The 17,964-nt window shown below is 72.4% G+C and carries 16 protein-coding genes; 11 read left to right on the top strand and 5 right to left on the bottom strand.

The annotated features are described in order from the left end of the window. Nucleotides 1-82 precede the first annotated feature (82 nt). From ACZ6S0_RS35620 to ACZ6S0_RS35600, 5 genes are all read left to right on the top strand, one after another. The gene (locus tag ACZ6S0_RS35620; protein WP_344875934.1) at nucleotides 83-295 is read left to right on the top strand and encodes a DUF5957 family protein; all 213 of its coding nucleotides are present in this window, start codon (nucleotides 83-85) and stop codon (nucleotides 293-295) included. Next, on the top strand, nucleotides 292-1,824 hold the full coding sequence (locus tag ACZ6S0_RS35615; RefSeq protein ID WP_465923726.1) for a multicopper oxidase family protein: 1,533 nt from the start codon (nucleotides 292-294) through the stop codon (nucleotides 1,822-1,824). Before ACZ6S0_RS35620 ends, ACZ6S0_RS35615 begins: the two co-directional genes overlap by 4 nt. A 181-nt stretch (nucleotides 1,825-2,005) precedes the next feature. Beyond that, a complete protein-coding gene (locus ACZ6S0_RS35610; RefSeq protein ID WP_465923725.1) occupies nucleotides 2,006-2,917 on the top strand; it encodes a glycerophosphodiester phosphodiesterase in 912 nt (303 codons plus the stop codon). 121 nt (nucleotides 2,918-3,038) lie between these two features. Beyond that, nucleotides 3,039-3,809, top strand: a complete 771-nt coding sequence (locus ACZ6S0_RS35605; RefSeq protein ID WP_465923724.1) for an ABC transporter permease — start codon at nucleotides 3,039-3,041, stop codon at nucleotides 3,807-3,809. A gap of 136 nt (nucleotides 3,810-3,945) precedes the next feature. Then, entirely contained in the window at nucleotides 3,946-5,034 is a 1,089-nt protein-coding gene (locus ACZ6S0_RS35600) for a hypothetical protein (protein ID WP_465923723.1), read from the top strand. Here the strand turns inward: ACZ6S0_RS35600 and ACZ6S0_RS35595 are convergent. The 4 genes from ACZ6S0_RS35595 to ACZ6S0_RS35580 are packed head-to-tail and all read right to left on the bottom strand — an operon-like array spanning nucleotide 5,020 to nucleotide 9,657. Beyond that, a complete protein-coding gene (locus ACZ6S0_RS35595) occupies nucleotides 5,020-6,447 on the bottom strand; it encodes a mannitol dehydrogenase family protein (RefSeq protein ID WP_465923777.1) in 1,428 nt (475 codons plus the stop codon). The genes ACZ6S0_RS35600 and ACZ6S0_RS35595 overlap by 15 nt on opposite strands. Further along, nucleotides 6,444-7,652 carry a D-mannonate dehydratase ManD gene (gene manD / locus ACZ6S0_RS35590; protein ID WP_465923722.1) on the bottom strand — a complete coding sequence of 403 codons (1,209 nt, stop codon included), beginning with the start codon at nucleotides 7,650-7,652 and terminating at the stop codon, nucleotides 6,444-6,446. The genes ACZ6S0_RS35595 and manD overlap by 4 nt, the downstream gene beginning before the upstream one ends. Next, nucleotides 7,649-8,422: a 6-phosphogluconolactonase gene (locus ACZ6S0_RS35585; RefSeq protein WP_465923721.1), complete on the bottom strand. Its 774-nt coding sequence runs from the start codon at nucleotides 8,420-8,422 to the stop codon at nucleotides 7,649-7,651. Before ACZ6S0_RS35585 ends, manD begins: the two co-directional genes overlap by 4 nt. Beyond that, nucleotides 8,419-9,657 (bottom strand): AGE family epimerase/isomerase, encoded by a 1,239-nt coding sequence (locus tag ACZ6S0_RS35580; protein WP_465923720.1) that lies wholly within the window; start codon nucleotides 9,655-9,657, stop codon nucleotides 8,419-8,421. The genes ACZ6S0_RS35585 and ACZ6S0_RS35580 overlap by 4 nt, the downstream gene beginning before the upstream one ends. Before the next feature lie 136 nt (nucleotides 9,658-9,793). Between ACZ6S0_RS35580 and ACZ6S0_RS35575 the strand changes: the two genes are divergently transcribed. The 5 genes from ACZ6S0_RS35575 to ACZ6S0_RS35555 all read left to right on the top strand — a co-directional run bounded on the left by ACZ6S0_RS35575 (nucleotide 9,794) and on the right by ACZ6S0_RS35555 (nucleotide 15,647). After that, nucleotides 9,794-10,783: a LacI family DNA-binding transcriptional regulator gene (locus ACZ6S0_RS35575; RefSeq protein ID WP_465923719.1), complete on the top strand. Its 990-nt coding sequence runs from the start codon at nucleotides 9,794-9,796 to the stop codon at nucleotides 10,781-10,783. A 63-nt stretch (nucleotides 10,784-10,846) separates the two neighbouring features. Continuing rightward, on the top strand, nucleotides 10,847-11,626 hold the full coding sequence (locus ACZ6S0_RS35570; RefSeq protein WP_465923718.1) for a sugar isomerase domain-containing protein: 780 nt from the start codon (nucleotides 10,847-10,849) through the stop codon (nucleotides 11,624-11,626). Next, nucleotides 11,617-12,903: a neutral/alkaline non-lysosomal ceramidase N-terminal domain-containing protein gene (locus ACZ6S0_RS35565; protein WP_465923717.1), complete on the top strand. Its 1,287-nt coding sequence runs from the start codon at nucleotides 11,617-11,619 to the stop codon at nucleotides 12,901-12,903. The genes ACZ6S0_RS35570 and ACZ6S0_RS35565 overlap by 10 nt, the downstream gene beginning before the upstream one ends. Then, a complete protein-coding gene (locus ACZ6S0_RS35560) occupies nucleotides 12,900-14,024 on the top strand; it encodes an N-acetylglucosamine-6-phosphate deacetylase (protein WP_465923716.1) in 1,125 nt (374 codons plus the stop codon). Before ACZ6S0_RS35565 ends, ACZ6S0_RS35560 begins: the two co-directional genes overlap by 4 nt. Nucleotides 14,025-14,132: 108 nt before the next feature. Further along, complete coding sequence (locus ACZ6S0_RS35555; RefSeq protein ID WP_465923715.1) at nucleotides 14,133-15,647, top strand: sodium:solute symporter family protein; 1,515 nt, start codon at nucleotides 14,133-14,135, stop codon at nucleotides 15,645-15,647. Nucleotides 15,648-15,669: 22 nt separating this feature from the next. Here ACZ6S0_RS35555 and ACZ6S0_RS35550 read toward each other — a convergent pair whose 3' ends face one another. Beyond that, entirely contained in the window at nucleotides 15,670-16,557 is an 888-nt protein-coding gene (locus tag ACZ6S0_RS35550; RefSeq protein ID WP_465923714.1) for a sulfotransferase family protein, read from the bottom strand. Between the two features lie 222 nt (nucleotides 16,558-16,779). Here ACZ6S0_RS35550 and ACZ6S0_RS35545 point away from each other — a divergent pair, with 222 nt between their 5' ends. Then, nucleotides 16,780-17,934 (top strand): AbrB family transcriptional regulator, encoded by a 1,155-nt coding sequence (locus tag ACZ6S0_RS35545; RefSeq protein WP_465923713.1) that lies wholly within the window; start codon nucleotides 16,780-16,782, stop codon nucleotides 17,932-17,934. Nucleotides 17,935-17,964: the final 30 nt, after the last annotated feature.

Raw genomic sequence — 17,964 nt, 5'->3', positions numbered from 1 at the left:
TGTTCACCATCGTCCGATGTTGATGACAGGTGTCGCCTTCAGCCGGTTAGCGTCCGCGGTCGGGGTGACTAGCGTGGCGCGCATGAGAACGCTTGGGGTCGCCATCCTGGGTCTCTTCGCCGGGCTGGCGGTGGGATTCCTGCTCTTCAACGATCTCGTGGCCAGGCTGTTCGTGTCCGACGGCACGGTACGGCCGCCGTGGACGTTCGTCCTGGGGTTCGGGCCGATGATCCTGGCGGTCATCGGAGCCGCGGTCGCGGTCGCGATCGACAACCGGCGAAGGGGGAGATCATGACGCTGTCCAGACGGCAGATGCTGCGCGCGGCGGCGGGCGGTCTGGTGCTGGCTCCGCTGGCCGGCTGCTCCGACGGCAGCCCCGTCGGCAGTGGCAACGGCGGCACGCCCGGGGGCATCCTGGACGGTCTGGCCGTCGGCGGCGGCGCCAACGTGGAGGCCGAGTCCAGCGCGGGCGCCCTGGTACGCAGCACCGCCCGCCTGCCACAGCCGTTCACCGTGCCGCTGCCGATCCCGCCGGTGCTGCGCCCCACGGGCGGCGGCGCCGACGACCGCTACGAGATCACTCAGCGGGCCGCCGAGGTGGAGATCCTGCCCGGCCTGCGTACGCAGGTGTGGGGCTACGACGGCATCTTCCCCGGCCCCACGATCGTCTCCAGGAGCGGCCGCCAGACCGTGGTCCGCCACCGCAACGAGCTGCCCGAGCCGGTCGTGGTGCACCTGCACGGCGGACGGACCCCGGCGGAGCACGACGGCTATCCCACCGACCTCATCGACCCGGGCGGCTCGTTCGACTACGTCTATCCGCTCGACCAGGCCGCGGCCACCCTCTGGTACCACGACCACCGCATGCAGTTCACCGGTCCGCAGGTGTACAAGGGGCTCGCCGGGTTCCACCTGGTGCAGGACGCCCAGGAGGACGCCCTGCCCCTGCCGAAGGGCGAGCGCGACGTCCCGCTGATGATCGTCGACCGGGCGTTCGCGGAGGACGGCTCGATGATCTACCCCGACGTGCACAGCGACTACATCAGCGGCGTGCTGGGTGACGTCGTCCTGGTCAACGGGGCCCCCTGGCCGCTCATGGAGGTGGACGCCGCCCGCTACCGCTTCCGGCTGCTCAACGCCTCGAACGCGCGCCGCTACCGGCTCGCCCTCGACCCCGCGCCGCCGAGCGGGCCCGCGTTCGTGCAGGTCGGCAGCGACCTGGGGCTGCTCAGCGCGCCGCTGCCGCACGACGAGCTGCAGATCGCCTCGGCCGAGCGGTTCGACGTCGTCGTGGACTTCTCCCAGTATCCGGTCGGGCAGGAGGTGACGATGGTCAACCGGCTGGGCGACGGCGGCAGCGCGAACGTGATGCGGTTCAAGGTCGCGCGCCGGGCCGCCGACGACAGCACCATCCCGGCCAGGCTGGTGGAGGTGCGGCCGCTGTCGCCGTCCGACGCCGTGGTGGAGCGCACGTTCACGTTCCAGCGGGGCAGCGTGCAGCACGAGGGCATGCCGATGTGGACGGTCAACGGCCAGGCGTTCACCCCCGACACCATCGCCGCCGACCCGGCGCTCGGCACGGTCGAACGCTGGCGGCTGCACGCGCTCAACGTCTACCACCCCATCCACATCCACCTCGCCCCCTTCCAGGTGATCGAGCCCTCCCCGTACGCGACCGGCTGGAAGGACACCGTCGACCTGGCCAGCGGCGACCAGGTGGACGTGCTGCTCAGGTTCGAGGGCTACCGCGGCAAGTACGTCTTCCACTGCCACAACCTGGAGCACGAGGACATGATGATGATGGCCAACTTCCAGGTTCGCTGACCCTGCTCCCGCCTCCTCAATCGGTTCCCTCCCTCCGACAAAGACTTCGTGCAGACTCGGCCGACACGCCGGTTGATAACAGTCGTTCCGCTCCTTTGTGGGCACTTGTCCTGCATAGCTCGACATAACACGTGCGTGTGGGTTCGAGGGATATTGCATGGGCCCAGTTCGGGGGAGGAACATGGACCGCTCGATCGGCGTCGTCGCCGTCGCCACCGCCACCGCCACTGTGGCCGCGGTGGCCGTCCTGGCCGTCACAGTCAGACCCGCGTCCGCCGCGCCACGCCACTTGGACGACCTCACCAACCAGGCCGCCCCGGCGGTCGAGTCCGCGCCCGCCGCGCCCCGCCTGGACAACATCGCCCATCGGGGCGGCGCGGCCCAGGCTCCTGAGAACACGATCGCGGCCTGCGCCCTGTCCAGGGAGCAAGGGGCCGACACGTGCGAGTTCGACGTCCAGCAGACCAAGGACCACCGTCTCGTCCTGATGCATGACGAGACGCTGGCCCGTACCACCAATGTGGAGCAGGTCTTCCCCAAGCGGTCGCCGTGGCGGGTCGCGGACTTCACGCTCGCGGAGATCCAGAAGCTGGACGCGGGCTCGTGGTTCTCCTCGCGCTTCCGCGGCGAGGGGGTGCCCACGCTCAAGCAGGTGCTGCAGGCGGTGCGCGGCTCCGGCACCGGGCTGCTGCTGGAGATCAAGCACCCGCCGCACAGCCCCGACATCGACCGCCGCGTGGCCACCGAGCTGCGGGAGGAACGCGACCTGTGGCGGGGGCAGCGGCTGGCCCTGCAGGCGTTCGGCTGGCAGTCGATGCGCGTCCTGCACAGCGTGCTGCCCGACGTGCCCGTCGCGCTGCTCGGCAAGCCCGAGGAGGGAAAGCTGGCCGAACTCGCCCGCTACGCCGACGGCATCACGACCCCGCACGGCAACCTCACCCCGGCCTACGTCAGGAAGATCCACGAGCACGGCATGCGGGTCTACACCTGGACGGCGGACAAGCCGGTCGTGATGCGCCGCCTGATGTCGTACGGGGTGGACGGCATCATGACCAACCGGCCCGACATCCTCCACTCCGTCAGGTCGGCCTGACGGCCGATCGTCTCTCCCGGCACGCCGGTGGAACCGGCCCTGCTCGAAGTCGCCCAGGTCATCGGGCACCGGATCGTGCAGGGCTATCGGCGGCGCCGGATCGTCCGTCAGACTGGTACCGGTGTCGTCGTCCTCGTCCTCGTCCCTGATCTCGGTCACCGCGCTGCTGCCCGTGGCCGTCGTCGCGCTGACCGCCCTGGGCGCGCTCGTGGCCTGGCTGGGCCGGTTGGGACACGGCCGGGGCGTCGTGACGGCCTGCCTGCGGGCCGCGCTGCAACTGGGCGCCGTGTCCGTGGTGATCACCTGGGTCGTCGCCTACTCGACGGCGGTGGTGGCGTTCATCCTCCTCATGTTCGGCGTGGCCACGTTCACGGCGGGGCGGCGCGTCACCGGCACCCGTACGGGGTGGTGGTGGGCGGGTCTGCCGATCGCCGCGGGCACCGTTCCCGCGCTGGCCGTACTGACGGGCACAGGGGTGATCTCCGTGACCGGAATCGTGATCATCCCGATCGCCGGGATCCTGCTGGGCGGCTGCCTGACGGCCACGGCGCTGGCGGGCCGGCGGGCGGTGGAGGAGCTGTTCCAGCGCAGGGGAGAGGTGGAGGCGGCGCTGTCACTCGGCTTCCTGCCCAGGGACGCGGCCATGGAGATCTGCCGCCCGGCCGCTGCCGGGGCGCTGGTGCCGGCCCTCGACCAGACCAGGACCGTGGGGCTGGTCACGCTGCCGGGGGCGTTCGTGGGCGTGCTGCTCGGCGGGGCGAGCCCGATCGAGGCGGGCATCGTCCAGCTCGTGGTGCTGGTGGCGCTGCTGGCCGCCGAGGCGATCGCGATCGTGGTCACGGTCGAGCTGGTCGCGCGCGGCCGCTTCACCACCTCCGGCGGCTCCGCGTAGGGTGGGTGGTGCGCGCCCAGGGCGCCACCGGTCCGCGGAAAGGGCCAAGCCCACCTGATGTTCACCACGCTGTTCGGCTCGACCTCTTTTCCGGCCTGACCATGCGGACACCAGGCCACTCGGAAAGGAGGCCCGCGTGCCCACCCAACGCCTGCCCGACCACCCCAGCCTCGAACTGCTCCGCAAGCAGGCCAAGACCCTCCTGCGCCGCGTACGGGCCGACGTGCCCGAGTCCCTGGCCCTCGTCGCCGAGTTCCACCCCCGGCCGCCTCGGGCGTTCCGGCTGGCCGACGCGCAACTCGTCACCGCCCGCCGGTACGGCTTCGCGAGCTGGCCCAGGCTGAAGGAGCATCTGGTCACCGTCGAGCGCTACACGCGTTCACCACACCTCGTCGAGCCGAGTCAGGAGCCGTGGGCGGAGTTCCTGCGCCTGGCCTGCCTCAACTACGGCGCCGACGACCCCCGCAGGAGGCAGGAGGCCGGCCTGCTGCTGTCCCGGCGGCCCCACCTGGCCACCGTGAACGTCCACACCATGGCCGCCACCGGCGCGGCCGACGCGCTCGCGGACCTCCTGGCCGCCGACCCGGGGGCGGCTCGGGCACAGGGCGGCCCCTTCGGCTGGGAGCCGCTGCTGTACCTGGCCTACGCCCGGCTCGACGGGCCCGGCCGGTACGTCGCGGCGGCCCGGCTGCTCCTCGACCACGGCGCCGATCCGGACGCCGGGTTCCTGTGGGACGGGCTGACCTCGCCGTTCACCGTGCTCACCGGCGCGTTCGGCGGCGGCGAGGGCGACCAGCCGCCGCACCCCGAGGCAATGGCGCTGGCCAGGCTGCTGCTGGAGGCCGGGGCCGACCCCAACGACGGCCAGGCCCTCTACAACCGCGGGCTCGGCGGCACGTTCTCCGACGACACCGCCCACCTCCGGCTGCTGCTGGAGTTCGGGCTGGGCCAGGGGGAGGGCGGCCCGTGGCACGCCCGGCTGGGCCCGGCCCTGCCCTCGCCACGGCAGCTCCTGCGCGACGAGCTGGCCACCGCCGCCCTGCGGGGCGGTCCACGGCGGGCGCGGCTGCTGCTCGACCACGGGGCCGAGGTGGACGGGCTCGGCGGACACCCGGTGTACGGCGGCCGCACCCCGTACGAGCTGGCCCTGCTGAACGGGCACACGGAGGTCGCCGAACTGCTCGCCGCGGCGGGTGGCTCAATGGGCGGCTCAGTGGGCGGCTGAGTCGGCGTCGAGTGCGCGCAGCACGGTGGGGAGGTCGTCGGCGGCGAGCCGTTCCAGGCAGTCCGTGACGAGGTCGCGGAAGACCCGGTCGTCCCGGAGGTCGGCGCCGAAGATCTCCTCGACGGCCAGCAGGCGGCGCACGGTGGCGGCGGCGGTGCTGGAGAAGGAGGCCGTCTCGGCACCGCGCAGCCGGGCGGCCAGCGGGTCGTCCAGCTCGCGGCACGTGGTGACGTGGCGCATCCATCCGGCGACGGCGAGCGCGATCCAGCGGGGCTCGCGGCCGGCGGCCAGCCGGTCGCGCGCCGGGTCCAGCAGGCGCTGCGGCAGCTTCTGCGAGCCGTCCGCCGCGATCTGCGCGACGCGGTGCCGCAGGCCGGGGTTGGCGAACCGGGCCAGCAACGACTCCTTGTACGCCGGCAGGTCGAACCCGTCCAGCCCGCCCAGGGTCGGCGTGAGGTCGTCGTCCATGAGCCGGCGCAGGAAGGCGGCGAACGCGGGATCGGCCACGGCCTCGGACACGTACGTCGCCCCTGACAGGTAGGCGATGGCCGAATGGCTGCCGTTGAGCAGGCGCAGCTTCATCCGCTCGTACGGCCGCACGTCGTCCACCAGCAGCGCGCCCGCCCGCTCCCAGGCCGGGCGGTCCCCGGCGAAGCGGTCCTCGATCACCCACTGCGTGAACGGCTCGGTGACGACCGCGCCCAGGTCGGTCACGCCGAGCCTGGCGGCCACGTCGTCCAGGTCGGCCGCCGTGGTCGCGGGGACGATCCGGTCCACCATGGTCGCGGGGAACGTGACGTTCTCCTCGACCCAGCGCAGCAGCGGCGGCTCGCACAGCTCCGCCACGAGCCTGGCCAGGGTCGCGCCGTTGTCGGGCAGGTTGTCGCAGGAGACGACGGTGAGCGGGCCCGCGTCGGCGGCGGCGCGGGCGCGCAGCCCGGCGACCAGCCTCCCGACCACACCGTGCACCGGGCGACCGGGCACAGCGCCGGACATAGCGCCGGGCACCGTGATGGGCACAGCGCCGGGTACGGCTTCGCGGCGGTACGCCTTCTCCGTGACGGTCAGCGTGACGACCGCGGTCTGCGGCGCGGCCAGTCGCGCGGCGAGGTCGTCACCGGGGACGAGCACCTCCCGCACGGATCCGACCACGCGCACCTCGTCGCCCGCGCGCACGCCGTACAGGCAGTCCTGCGGGCGGAGCCGGTCGGCCACGTCGGTGCTGCGCTGGCTGACCCCGCAGATGCCCCAGCGGTCGTCGCCGGTCGCCGCCATGGCCCGCTCGGTGTAGACGGCCTGGTGGGCCCGGTGGAAGGCGCCGATGCCCAGGTGCACGACGCCGGTCAGGCGCGGGAGCGCCAACGGGCGGGCGTCGGGCGCGACCCTGGGCAGGGTGGCGCGGCTGAGCCTCACCAATGGTGCATGCTCCCGTCCATCAGCCGGTTGACCGGCAGGTACGCCGGTTCGTACGGGTATCGGGCGGCCAGTTCCTCGTCGATGTCGACGCCGAGACCCGGCTCCTCGCTCGGGTGGAGGTAACCGTCGGCGTAGTGGTAACCGTGCGGGAACACCTCGTCGGTGGCCTCGGTGTGCCGCATGTACTCCTGGATGCCGAAGTTGGGGACGGCGAGATCCAGGTGGAGCGCCGCGGACATGCAGACAGGGGACAGGTCGGTCGCGCCGTGCGAGCCGGTGCGCACGTGGTGCAGCGCGGCGAGGTCGAAGATCCGGCGCAGGTGGGTGATCCCGCCCGCGTGCACGACCGTGGCCCGGATGTAGTCGATGAGCTGCTCGCGGATGAGCTGCTCGCAGTCCCAGATCGAGTTGAACACCTCGCCGACCGCGATCGGCGTCGTGGTGTGCTGCCTGATCAGCCGGAACCCGTCCTGCAGCTCGGCGGGCACCGGGTCCTCCAGCCAGAACGGCGCGTACTCCTGCAACCGGGAGCCCAGCCCGCCGGCCTCGATCGGGGTGAGCCGGTGGTGGACGTCGTGCAGGACGTGCAGGTCGAAGCCGAACCGGTCGCGTACGGCGGCGAACAGCTCGGGCACGACCCGCAGGTAGCGCTCGGTCGACCAGTTGGCCTCGCTCGGCAGCCGCGCGTCGGCGGGCTCGTAGAACATCTTGTCCTTGCCCACGCCGTAGGTCGCGGCGAGACCGGGGATGCCGGCCTGCACGCGGACCGCCCGGTAGCCCAGGTCGACGTACTTGGCGACCTCGTCGAGCACCTCGGGGATCGTCTCGCCGTTGGCGTGGCCGTACACAGTGACGCCCTCGCGCGAGCGCCCGCCGAGCAACTGGTAGACGGGCAGCCCCGCGACCTTGCCCTTGATGTCCCACAGGGCGGTGTCGACGGCCGCGATCGCGGTCATCGTGACCGGGCCGCGCCGCCAGTACGCGCCGCGGTAGAGGTACTGCCAGGTGTCCTCGATGCGCGCCGGGTCGCGGCCGATGAGCAGCGGGCAGACGTGGTCGCGCAGGTAGGACGCCACCGCCAGCTCCCTGCCGTTCAGCGTCGCGTCGCCGACGCCGGTGACGCCGTCGGAGGTGGTGATCTTCAGGGTGACGAAGTTCCGCCCGGGGCTGGTGACGATGACCTTGGCGTCGGTGATTCTCACTGGTATGCCTCCAGGTCGGCGAAGAGCGTGCAGTCCGGATGGGTACGCAGGACGGAGGCGGGGCAGCTCTCGTCGATCGGCCCGTCGAGCGCGGCGGCGAGCGCGGCCCGCTTGCTCGGTCCCGGCACCGTGGCGACCAGGGTACGGCCGGCCATCAGCGCGGGCACGGTCAGCGTGATCGCCCGTCGTGGCACGTCCGCGAGCGTGGCGAAGCATCCGTCGCCGACCTGTTGGCGGCGGCAGGCGTCGTCGAGCTCGACCACCTTGACCGCGAGGGGGTCGGCGAAGTCGGCCACCGGGGGGTCGTTGAACGCCAGGTGGCCGTTGTCGCCGATGCCCAGGCAGACCAGGTCGATCGGGCCGCGGCCGAGCAGCTCGGCGTAGCGGGTGCTCTCCGCCTCCGGGTCGTCGCCCGGCTCGATGACGTGGACGGCGCCGGGCCGTACGGTGTCCCACAGCTCCTGGTGGAGGAAGCGGCCGAACCGCTCGGGCGCGTCCTGGGGCAGGCCGATGTACTCGTCCATGTGGAAGACGGTGACCCTGGACCAGTCGATCCCCTCGGCGGTGCGCAGCCCGGCCAGCGTCTCCCGCTGCGAGGGCGCGGCGGCGAAGACGGCCCTGGCCGCGCCGCGGGTGGCGAGCGCCGTGCGCAGCGCCTCCGCCGCGGCCCGCGCCGCCGCGGCGCCGGACTCCGCCCTGTCGCTGAATACGCGGACGTCGAGTCGTCCGGCGACCCGCTCGATCACGGGGCCGGTGTTCGTGGCTGTCACTGCTGTTCTCCCTGAGCGCCGAGCCGGGGAAGCTCGACGATTTGCATGAGGTTCCTGGCGATGTGGTACGGGTCCTTGACCGGCAGGGCGACGACCTCGTCGAGCGGGGCCCCCGCCCGGTCCCTGATCTGGATCCACTCCTCGCCGTCCGCGCCGCCGGGGAACGTGCGCAGCGTGTAGTCCCAGATCCGGTCGAACCAGCCGGCCGCCTCCCGGTCCGCGTAACGCTCGGCCGCCAGCCGGGTGGCGTAGGCGGCCTCCGTGTGGACCCACCACAGCTTCGTCGACCACGTCCGCCTGACCAGGTCCTCGTACGGCCCGCCGTACGGCCGCCCGGAGACGCCGACGTAGCGGAACAGGCCGCCGTGCTCGTCGTCCCACCCGGCCTCGCACAGCGCGGAGACGGAGGCGAGCAGGTCACCGTGGTCGCCGGTCTCGCCGAGCAGTTCGCCGGCCTCCAGCGCCATCCAGATCCCCTCCAGCGCGTGGCCGGGGGTGCGGTGCCGGGCCAGGACCGTGTCACGCAGGCCGGGATCGGCCACGAACGTCTCGGTGAACAGGCCGCTCTCCTCCCGGTGCGCGACCATGGCCCGGCGGGCGGCCCGCAGCTCGTCCGCGTACGGGTTCGTCCGCTCTGCGGCGGCCGCCTGGTGCGCGCGGGCCTGGTCGAGCCGGGCGTTGAGGACGATCATGCGCGCGCCGAACCCCGAGCAGCCGGGCGGCAGCGGGTACGGCGGCGTCGGCGGATCGCCCGCCGCCACGTCGTCCGCGACCCGCTGGACGATCAGGTCGATCGTGGGCAGGTGCTCGGGCGAGCCGGTGTGGCGGGTCAGCTCGGCCAGCCCCATGGCGACGAAGGCGTCGGCGAAGACGCTGCGCTCCGCGGGCAGGGGCGCGCCCCGCTCGTCCACGACGTACGCGCACCGCCCGTCCGGATGCACGGCGTGGTCGAGGAGGAAGGCCGCGCCGCGCTCGGCGTGCCGTACGAGGGCGGCGGAGCTGACGGGCAGGGTGAGCAGCCCGCGGTCGGCCAGCCGGGCGGCGCGGGCGAGCAGCCAGACGAAACGGCCCTGTGACCAGGTGAACTTGTCCGTCGACAGCCGGCGTCGGCCCCTGTTGTCGAAGCAGGTGAAGAACCCGCCGTGCACGGTGTCGATGCCGTGCTCCAACCAGAACGGGAGGATGACGTCTTCGAGTTGCCTGCGGGCGATCTGGTCGGGCTGCTCGGAACCCATGCCGTCCTTTTCGTAGCGGGATGCGGGTGATGTCGGAGAAGGGGGTTCGTCTGAAACAATGAAAGCGATTGCATGATTCTGGCTTCGCTAGAGTACTCCGGTCAAGCCCGGTCGAGCCAATGCTGAGGAGCGCGGTGTGAGCAAGCCGACGATCTACTCCATCGCCCGGCGGTGCGGCGTCTCGGCCGCGACCGTGTCGCGCGCGTTCAACCGGCCCGAGCTGGTCAGCGCGCCCGTCAGGGAGCAGATCATGGCCGTCGCCGCCGAGCTGGGCTACCAGCCCAGCTCCGCCGCGCGCGGCCTGGTCACGGGCCGGGCCGAGATGATCGGGCTGATCGTGCCCGACATCACCAACCCGTTCTTCCCGCAGCTCGTACGCGCGATCCAGCAGGCGGCGGAGCGGATGGGCAGCTCGGTCATGCTGGTCGACGCGGAGGAGAGCGCGGCGGCCGAGGTGCGGCACGTCGCCCAGCTCCGCAGCAGGGTGGACGGGGTGATCGTGGCCTCGCCGCGCTCGTCGTCGTCGGCGCTGCGCGAGGCCGCGAGAGGGCTCCCGTGCGTGCTGCTCAACCGGCCGCTGCGCGACCTGTCCTCGGTGATCTGCGACAACACCAGCGCGCTCTTCGACGCGGGCGACCATCTCCACAAGCACGGCCACCGGTCGTTCGCGCTGCTCGCCGGGCCGAGCGCGTCGTGGGCGGCGGCCCGCCGCGCGCAGGCGATCCGCAGGTGGGCGCGGGGGCGCGGGGTGGAGCTGACGGAGCTGGGCCCGTTCCGCGCGACGTTCAAGGGCGGCAGGCAGGCCGGCGCCGCGCTGCTCGGCACCGACGCCACCGCGGCCTTCGCCTTCGACGACCTCACCGCGTGCGGCGTGCTCGCCGAGCTGGCCGGGCGCGGCGTCTCCGTGCCCGGCGAGCGCAGCGTCGTGGGCTGCGACGACGTGCTGCTGGCCCGTACGGTGACGCCGAGCCTGACCACGGTGACCGCGCCGACGGGCGACCTCGGCGCCACCGCGGTCCAGGTGCTGAGCAGGCAGATCGAGGCCCCGGGCGGCGCGCCCGAGCACGTCAGGCTGCCCGGCGTGTTCGTCGCGCGTGATTCCACGGGGCCGCGGTCGGACTCTTGACCGGGATTCGGCCATGGTCTTAAATGCCTGCAATCGCTTACATCGGTCACGAGGAGCCTGCAGGTGCAAAACGGACGGCACACGTCACTCATGCGGACGTACGCCGAGCAGGTCGTGGGCCTGATCGGCAGGATCGAAACCGAAGAGGCCGACGCCATCGGCGCGGCGGCCGTGCTCATCGCCGACCACATCACCCGGTACGGCGCGGACCGGCTGATCTACGTCTACGGCCCAGGCGGCCACTCGAACCTCGCCGCGCAGGAGGTGTTCTTCCGCGCCGGCGGCCTGGTCAACGTCAGCGCCATCCTCGACGAGGGCACGCTGCTCTCCGGTGGTGCGCTGCGCTCGATGGCGATCGAACGCACCCCCGGCTACGGCCGCGTCGTCATCGAGGACAACGGGCTCGCCGAGGGGGACCTGCTCATTCTGGTCAACGCGTACGGCATCAACGCCGCGCTCATCGACGCCGCGCTGACCGCCCGCGAGCGCGGCGTCACCGTGATCGGCGTCTCCTCCAGGGAACACGCCGACCGGACCGCCCCCGGTCACCCGGCCAGGCACCCCACCAAGCGGAACCTGCACGACCTCGTCGACCTGCACATCGACACGAAGGTGCCGATCGGCGACGCCGTTCTGGAGATCGAGGGGGTTCCCGACCGGGTGGGCGCGATCTCGACGTTCGCGAACGCGTACACGCTCAACTGCCTCATGGCCGCGGCGATCGCCGAGCTGGCCGGGCGCGGCACGGTCCCCGAGATCTGGCGCAGCGGGAACGCGCCGGGCGGCGACGAGCGCAACGCGCTCTTCCTCGATCGCTTCCGCGGGCGGGTTCGATGGCTGTGAGCAGGGGCGGGGCGTCGCTGCTCGCCGGGGTCGCGGTCGCCGACATCACGCCGCCGGTCGGCGGCTCGCTCGCGGGGTACGCGGCGCGCGTCTCCGCGTCCACCGGGGTGCACGATCGGCTGCTGGCCAGTGCCGTGGCGGTCTCCGATGGGGCGACCACGTCCGTCGTGATCTCCGCCGACCTCATCGCGCTCGACCCGGACACCACCCGCCGGATCGCCCGTGACCTGCGGGAGCGTACGGGGATCCCGGAGGAGGGGGTGGCCGTGGCGGTGACGCACACGCACGCGGGCCCCGCGGTGACCAGGGGCGGCATCGGCGGCGTGGCCGACCCGCGCTACGTCGAGGACACCTGCGCGCGGATCGTCGGCGCGGCCGTCGCGGCGCTCGACGCGCTCGCACCCGCCGTGCTCCGCCGGGGCTGCGGATCCCTCCACGGCGTCGCCCACAACCGGCGCGGCGGAACCCTCACCGACCCGGCGGTCCCCGTCGTACGCCTGGAGCGCGCGGACGGCGAGCCCCTCGCCACCGTGTTCTCCCACGCCTGCCACCCGGTGACGCTCGGCCCCGACAACCTGCGGCTCACCGCCGACTGGCCCGGGTACGCGCGGCGGCACGTGGAGGACGCGCTCGGCGGCGTCGCGGTGTTCCTCCAGGGCTGCTGCGGCCAGCTCAACACCGGCCACACCGCGCTCGACAGCCTGCGCGGCGCCGAGCCGCGTCCTGGCCGGACCTTCGAGGCCGCTCAGCGCATCGGGACCCTGGTCGGCGAGGCCGCGCTCGCCGCCGTGCTCACCACCGTGCTCGCCGCCGGGACCGAGGCGGTGGCGGGCCCGGTGTCGGTGTCCGCCACCCGCGTCGAACTGCCGCTCGGAGACCCGCTCACGCCGGACGAACTGCGCGCGCTCGCCGTCGACCGCGATGGGCCGTGGGCGGGGTGGGCGGTCGCCCAGCTCGCCGATCCGGGGCCGGAGTCGGTCGAGGTCCAGGTCGCCGTGCACCGGTGGGGCGGCGTGCCGCTGGTCTTCCTGCCCTGCGAGCCCTTCGTCGAGCTGGCGCTGGAACTGCGGGCCGCGCTCGGCGACCCCGGGCTGCTCGTCGCCGGCTACACCGGTGGCGTGCCCGGCTACCTGCCCTACCCGGAGACGCACTACGCCGCGGGCGGCTACGAGATCGACGAGGCCCACCGGGCGTACGGGCTGCGTGCCGCGTTCACGCCCGACGCCGGTCGCCGGGTGCTGGCCGCCGCGGCAACGCTCGCAGGGGAGGCCCCGTGACGATCGAGGGCAGGCTCGCGGACGGGCGTCCCGTACGCGTCGAGCTGGACGGGCCGCGGATCGCCGCGGTCACCGAGAGCCCCGGCGCGCCCGACGTGCTCGTCCTCCCCGGGCTGGTGGATCTCCAGGTCAACGGGTACGGCGGGCACGACTTCAACGCCGACGACCTCACGACCGGCGACGTCGCCGCACTCGTACGGGAGCTGTGGAAACGCGGCACCACGACGCTGTGCCCCACGATCATCACCGCCCCGGAAGACAGGATCACCAGGAACCTGCGCGTGATCGCGGCGGCGCGAGAGGCCGACCCGCTGGTCGGGCACGCCATCGCCGCCGTGCACGTGGAGGGTCCTTACCTGTCGGCCGAGGACGGCCCGCGGGGCGCGCACGACGCCGCCCACCTGCGCGATCCCGACCTCGCCGAGTTCGGCCGCTGGCAGGAGGCGAGCGGCGGGCTGGTGCGGATCGTCACGCTGGCCCCGGAACGGCCGGGCGCCCTCGACTACATCGCCGAACTCGCCCGGCGCGGCGTCATCGCCTCCATCGGGCACACCGCGGCGACGCCCGCCGAGATCGAGGCGGCCGTACGGGCGGGCGCGCGGCTCTCCACCCACCTGGGCAACGGCGCGCACACGCTCATCCGGCGGCACCCCAACTACCTCTGGACCCAGCTCGCCGCGGAAGGCCTCACCGCGACGTTCATCGCGGACGGGCACCACCTGCCCGCCGACACCTTCACCGCCATGCTCCGCGCCAAGGGGACCGGCCGCGCGCTGCTGGTCAGCGACTCCGTGGCGCTGGCCGGATGCGCCCCCGGCGACTACACGACCCCGGTCGGCGGCCGGATCACGGTGGGCGAGGACGGCCGGGTCACGCTGCCCGGCGGCGAACTGCTCGCCGGGTCGGGCCGCTCGCTGATCGAGTGCGTCGCCTGGGCGGTCGCGCGTACCGAGGTCGGACTCGGCACCGCGGTGCGGCTGGCGGCGGCGAACCCGGCGCGGCTGCTCGGAACCGCCCGCGGCCGTCTCGAACCTGGCGCGCCCGCCGACCTGATCGTCACCACTCCCGACCTGTCCGTCCTGCGCACCTTCGTGAACGGCGTGCCCGTCCACGACGCCTGATCCGCACCACCTCACCTACCACCCCTTCGTCCGCTTCCGTTCCTTCCGTTCCTTCCTTCCTCCCTTCCGACTCGCACTGCTCCCCACACCCCCACGCTGGGAGATCTCATGGGTGTTCTCGACTGGCTAGTGATCTGCGGCTACTTCGTCGTGATGATCGTGATCGGCGTCTGGGCGAAGTCCCGCATCCGCGACGCCAAGGACTTCTTCACCGCCGGGGGCAAGATGCCCTGGTGGTTGTCCGGCATCTCCCACCACATGTCGGGTTACAGCTCGGCGGTCTTCGTCGGGTACGCGGCCATCGCCTACACCGCAGGTTTCACCCTGTACGTCTGGTGGGCGATCGGCATCACGTTCGCGATGGTGGTCGGGTCGTTCCTGTTCGCGCCGCGCTGGCCCCGGCTGCGGCAGCGGCTCGGGATCATCTCGCCGCTGGAGTATCTCGCGACCCGCTACAACGTGCCCGCGCAGCAGGTGCTCGCGTGGAGCGGCACCGCGCTCAAGGTCTTCGACGTGGGCGCGAAGTGGGCGGCGACCGCGCTGCTGCTGCAGGTGTTCGCGGGCGTGCCGATCGGCTGGGGCGTGCTGCTCACCGGCGGCGTCACGCTGATCTACTCGACGATCGGCGGGCTGTGGGCCGACGCGCTCACCGACCTCGGCCAGTTCTTCATCCAGCTCGTCGCGGGGATCACGTTGTTCGTCGCCGTGCTCGCCCAGCTCGGCGGCCCGTCGGCGATCTGGACGCTGTGGGACCGGCTGCCCGAAGGCCACAGCCAGCCGTTCAACGACAAGTACACCGTGGGCTTCGTCATGGTCTACCTGCTGATCAACACGCTTTCGTACAACGGCGGGACCTGGAACCTCGCCCAGCGCTTCATCGCGGCCCCGACGGGAGGCTCGGCCAGGCGGGCCGCGCTGTTCTCGGCGAGCCTCTACCTCTTCTGGCCGCTCGTGCTGTTCTTCCCGATGTGGGCCGCGCCGGTCCTGCTGCCCAACCTGGCCGAGCCCGACCAGTCGTACGCGCTGCTGACCCAGCAACTGCTGCCCGGCGGGCTCATCGGCCTCGTGCTCGCCGGGATGTTCGCGCACACGATGGCGATGACGTCCTCCGACGCCAACGCGATCTCCTCGGTCGTGATCAGGGACATCATCCCCGCGGTCTGGAAGCGGGCGCACCGGATGTCGTCGGCGTCCGAGCTGCTGGCCGGGCGGGTCTCCACGTTCCTGTTCATCGCGCTGTCGATGGGCATCGCGCTCGGCGCGGACAGCTTCGGCGGCGTGCTCGGCCTGCTGATCCTCTGGTTCGGCGCGCTCGTCGGCCCGATCGCCATCCCGATGCTGCTCGGCATGCTGCCGATGTTCCGCCGCTGCGGTCCGGCCGCCGCGATCGGGTCGTGGGCGACAGGGCTCGTGGTCTTCGCCCTGCTCAAGTACGTCTTGCCCGATCAGGGCCAGACCGTGCAGGTGGCCGCGCCCGTCCTGTCGGCGCTGGTGGTGTTCGTCGTCGTCGGACTCGTCGTCCCGGTCCGCAACGCCGAGGCCGACGCGCTGATCGACTCCCTGAACACCGAGCACCCCCAACCGCGGAACGACGAGACCGCGTCGACCCCCACCGGGCGCTGACCCTCGCGGCCCGGGGCTGCGCTCAGGCGTAGCCCCAGGCCGCGGCGTACCTGGCGAGCTTGGGCGGCAGGTCGCCGGCGTCGTCGAAGACGCGGGCGGCCTGGATCTGGCCGGACTTGATGTTGTCGCTGCGGTCACCCAGGTTCGGCGTGAACTGGCCCTGGTGGTGCCGGCCGTATTCGAGCATCCCCGGCTCCCAGTCCACCCCCAGGTACGTGCACACCTCGCGGGTGACGTGCTCGGGCTGCGCGGTCAGTTGCTCGTAGCGCACCGTCAGGCCGTCGAGGGCGCGGCGGGCCTTCTCCAGGGGCGCGAAGTACTTCAGCGCGGTCGCCTCCAGTGACTCCCGGGTGGCGGTGTTGTCCTTGCGGTTCTCCAGGGAGGAGACCACGCCGCGCGGGTGGCGTACCAGGAAGATGAACCTGGCGCCGGGCCAGACGTATTTCAGCCGCTCCCAGACGAAGACGTTGCCGGGGGTCTTGTCGACCACGATGTCCTTGCCGCTGCGCAGCAGCTCCAGGTGCAGGATGCGGTCCCACACCACGTGCTCCAGCTCCACCCGGTCGAGCCCCAGCTCCTGCATGGACGCCTCGGAGAAGCCGGGGGTCAGCTCCACCCCGATGGTACGCAGGTGCAGCTCGTGCGGCGCGCGGATCCGGGAGTGGCTGTTGAGCAGCATGCGCAGCAGCGTGGAGCCGGAGCGCACCGGGGAGATCACGAAGACGGGCGACCGCACCAGCCGAGGTGCGGCGGGAAAGGCGTAGTCGACGACCTGCGTACGCTTCGGGGGCCGCCGAACCCCGGCGCTCGCGGAGCCGTTCGTCTCAGGCCCCGCCGGTTGCCACGGTGGACGCAGCGCCTCGCGCAGAAGTCGTGCCCTTCGCTTGAAACCCTTTTGTACGACTCCCATGCGCGACTTTCTTTCCCTTTCACCCCCGCGTCCCTATTCCCGATAAATGCAAATGGCAGGGGCCCCTGTGACATGATTACACATTTGGCACCGGACATTACATATGAGAAAGCTGAGAATTTCCTCCGAAAAAGATGGGAGGAAATCCATCCCGCCGCAGGTGACGGGCGGTGCCCAGCCGGTTAACCTGCCAATAACCTGGTCGGAGCTAGCCTCCACGACATGAGTCCAGGCTTCGGCAGTGGCGGCCTCGCACGCCGGGCATCCCACCTCGCGAGGTGGGCGGCGATCCTGCCCCTCCTGCTGGCGGCCGGCGAACTCGGCGAGCCCGCCCTGCCCTCCCCGCACATGCTGATCCCCCTGCTGATCGGGCTGGTCGTGGCCGTGACCGGGCTGGTGCGCGAGCACCCGCCCGCCTCGCTCAACCGGGCCTCGCAGGCGCTGCTCGGCGTGCTCATGGGCACCTACCTGAACGTCCCCGCGCTGGGTCACGTGGCTGGGTCGATCGCGCCCTTCGTGGTGGCGACCCTGATGACGCTGCTCATCTGCCAGGGTGCGGCATGGGCGATGATCCGGTTCGGCGGGGTCGACCGGGCCACGGCCACGCTCGGCATGATCGCCGGAGGGTCGGCCGCGGCCGTCGCGTCCGCCGAGGACCTCGACGCCGACGGCCGCCAGGTGGCCTTCATGCAGTATCTGCGGCTGGGCTTCGTGGTGGCCAGCGCGCCGCTGCTGCTGAGCCTGATCCTGCCACCACCGGCAGGGGGCGGCGGCGGGCCGGGCACGGAGAGCCCCTGGCACGTGGTCGCGGGGACCGACCAGGTGAGGGGCCTGGCCGTGCTCGGGGCCGTCGCCGTGCTCGGTGTGCTGGTGGGCCGCCTCCTGAGGCTGCCCAGCGCGGCCCTGATGGGGCCCATGCTGGTGTCCGCCGCCGTCACCGTGACCGGCGTCGCGAGCGGGTTCGCCCCGCACGGGGTGCTTCGCGGGCTGCTGTTCACCATGATCGGCCTCGACGTGGGTCTCCGCTTCTCCCGCCGGGCCGTACGGAGCCTGCGCCGGATCCTGCCCGCCGCGCTCGCCTGCACGCTGGCCGTCAGCGCCACCTGCGGCGCGCTGGCCTGGGGGGTGTCCGCCCTCACCCGGATCCCGTTCGGCGACGCCTATCTCGCCACCACCCCCGGCGGGATCAACGCGGTCCTGGCGACCGCCTCGTCGACGCACGCGAACCTGCCGCTGATCTCCAGCGTGCAGAGCCTGCGGCTGTTCGAGATGGCCTTCCTGGCCCCGGTGCTGCTCCGCACGACCTTCAGGGAGCGCCGCACCGGGGGCTCCGAGTGTGCCCGGGGCTCCGGGAGTAGGGCGCGTAACTGCGGGTAGCGGCGTTCTCGACCGACTGGTGGGGGTTGC

This window comes from Nonomuraea sp. NPDC051298 (assembly GCF_055586305.1).
Note: the sequence above shows the minus strand (reverse complement) of the source record. Positions and strands in the feature narration are given on the sequence as shown.

Excerpts from the sequence above, each read along its gene's own strand:
- ACZ6S0_RS35620 (WP_344875934.1), top strand. The coding sequence starts at position 83 with ATGAGAACGCTTGGGGTCGCCATCCTGGGTCTCTTCGCCGGGCTGGCG.
- ACZ6S0_RS35615 (WP_465923726.1), top strand. The coding sequence starts at position 292 with ATGACGCTGTCCAGACGGCAGATGCTGCGCGCGGCGGCGGGCGGTCTG.
- ACZ6S0_RS35610 (WP_465923725.1), top strand. The coding sequence starts at position 2,006 with ATGGACCGCTCGATCGGCGTCGTCGCCGTCGCCACCGCCACCGCCACT.
- ACZ6S0_RS35580 (WP_465923720.1), bottom strand. The coding sequence starts at position 9,657 with ATGGGTTCCGAGCAGCCCGACCAGATCGCCCGCAGGCAACTCGAAGAC.
- ACZ6S0_RS35565 (WP_465923717.1), top strand. The coding sequence starts at position 11,617 with ATGGCTGTGAGCAGGGGCGGGGCGTCGCTGCTCGCCGGGGTCGCGGTC.
- ACZ6S0_RS35555 (WP_465923715.1), top strand. The coding sequence starts at position 14,133 with ATGGGTGTTCTCGACTGGCTAGTGATCTGCGGCTACTTCGTCGTGATG.
- ACZ6S0_RS35550 (WP_465923714.1), bottom strand. The coding sequence starts at position 16,557 with ATGGGAGTCGTACAAAAGGGTTTCAAGCGAAGGGCACGACTTCTGCGC.
- ACZ6S0_RS35545 (WP_465923713.1), top strand. The coding sequence starts at position 16,780 with ATGAGTCCAGGCTTCGGCAGTGGCGGCCTCGCACGCCGGGCATCCCAC.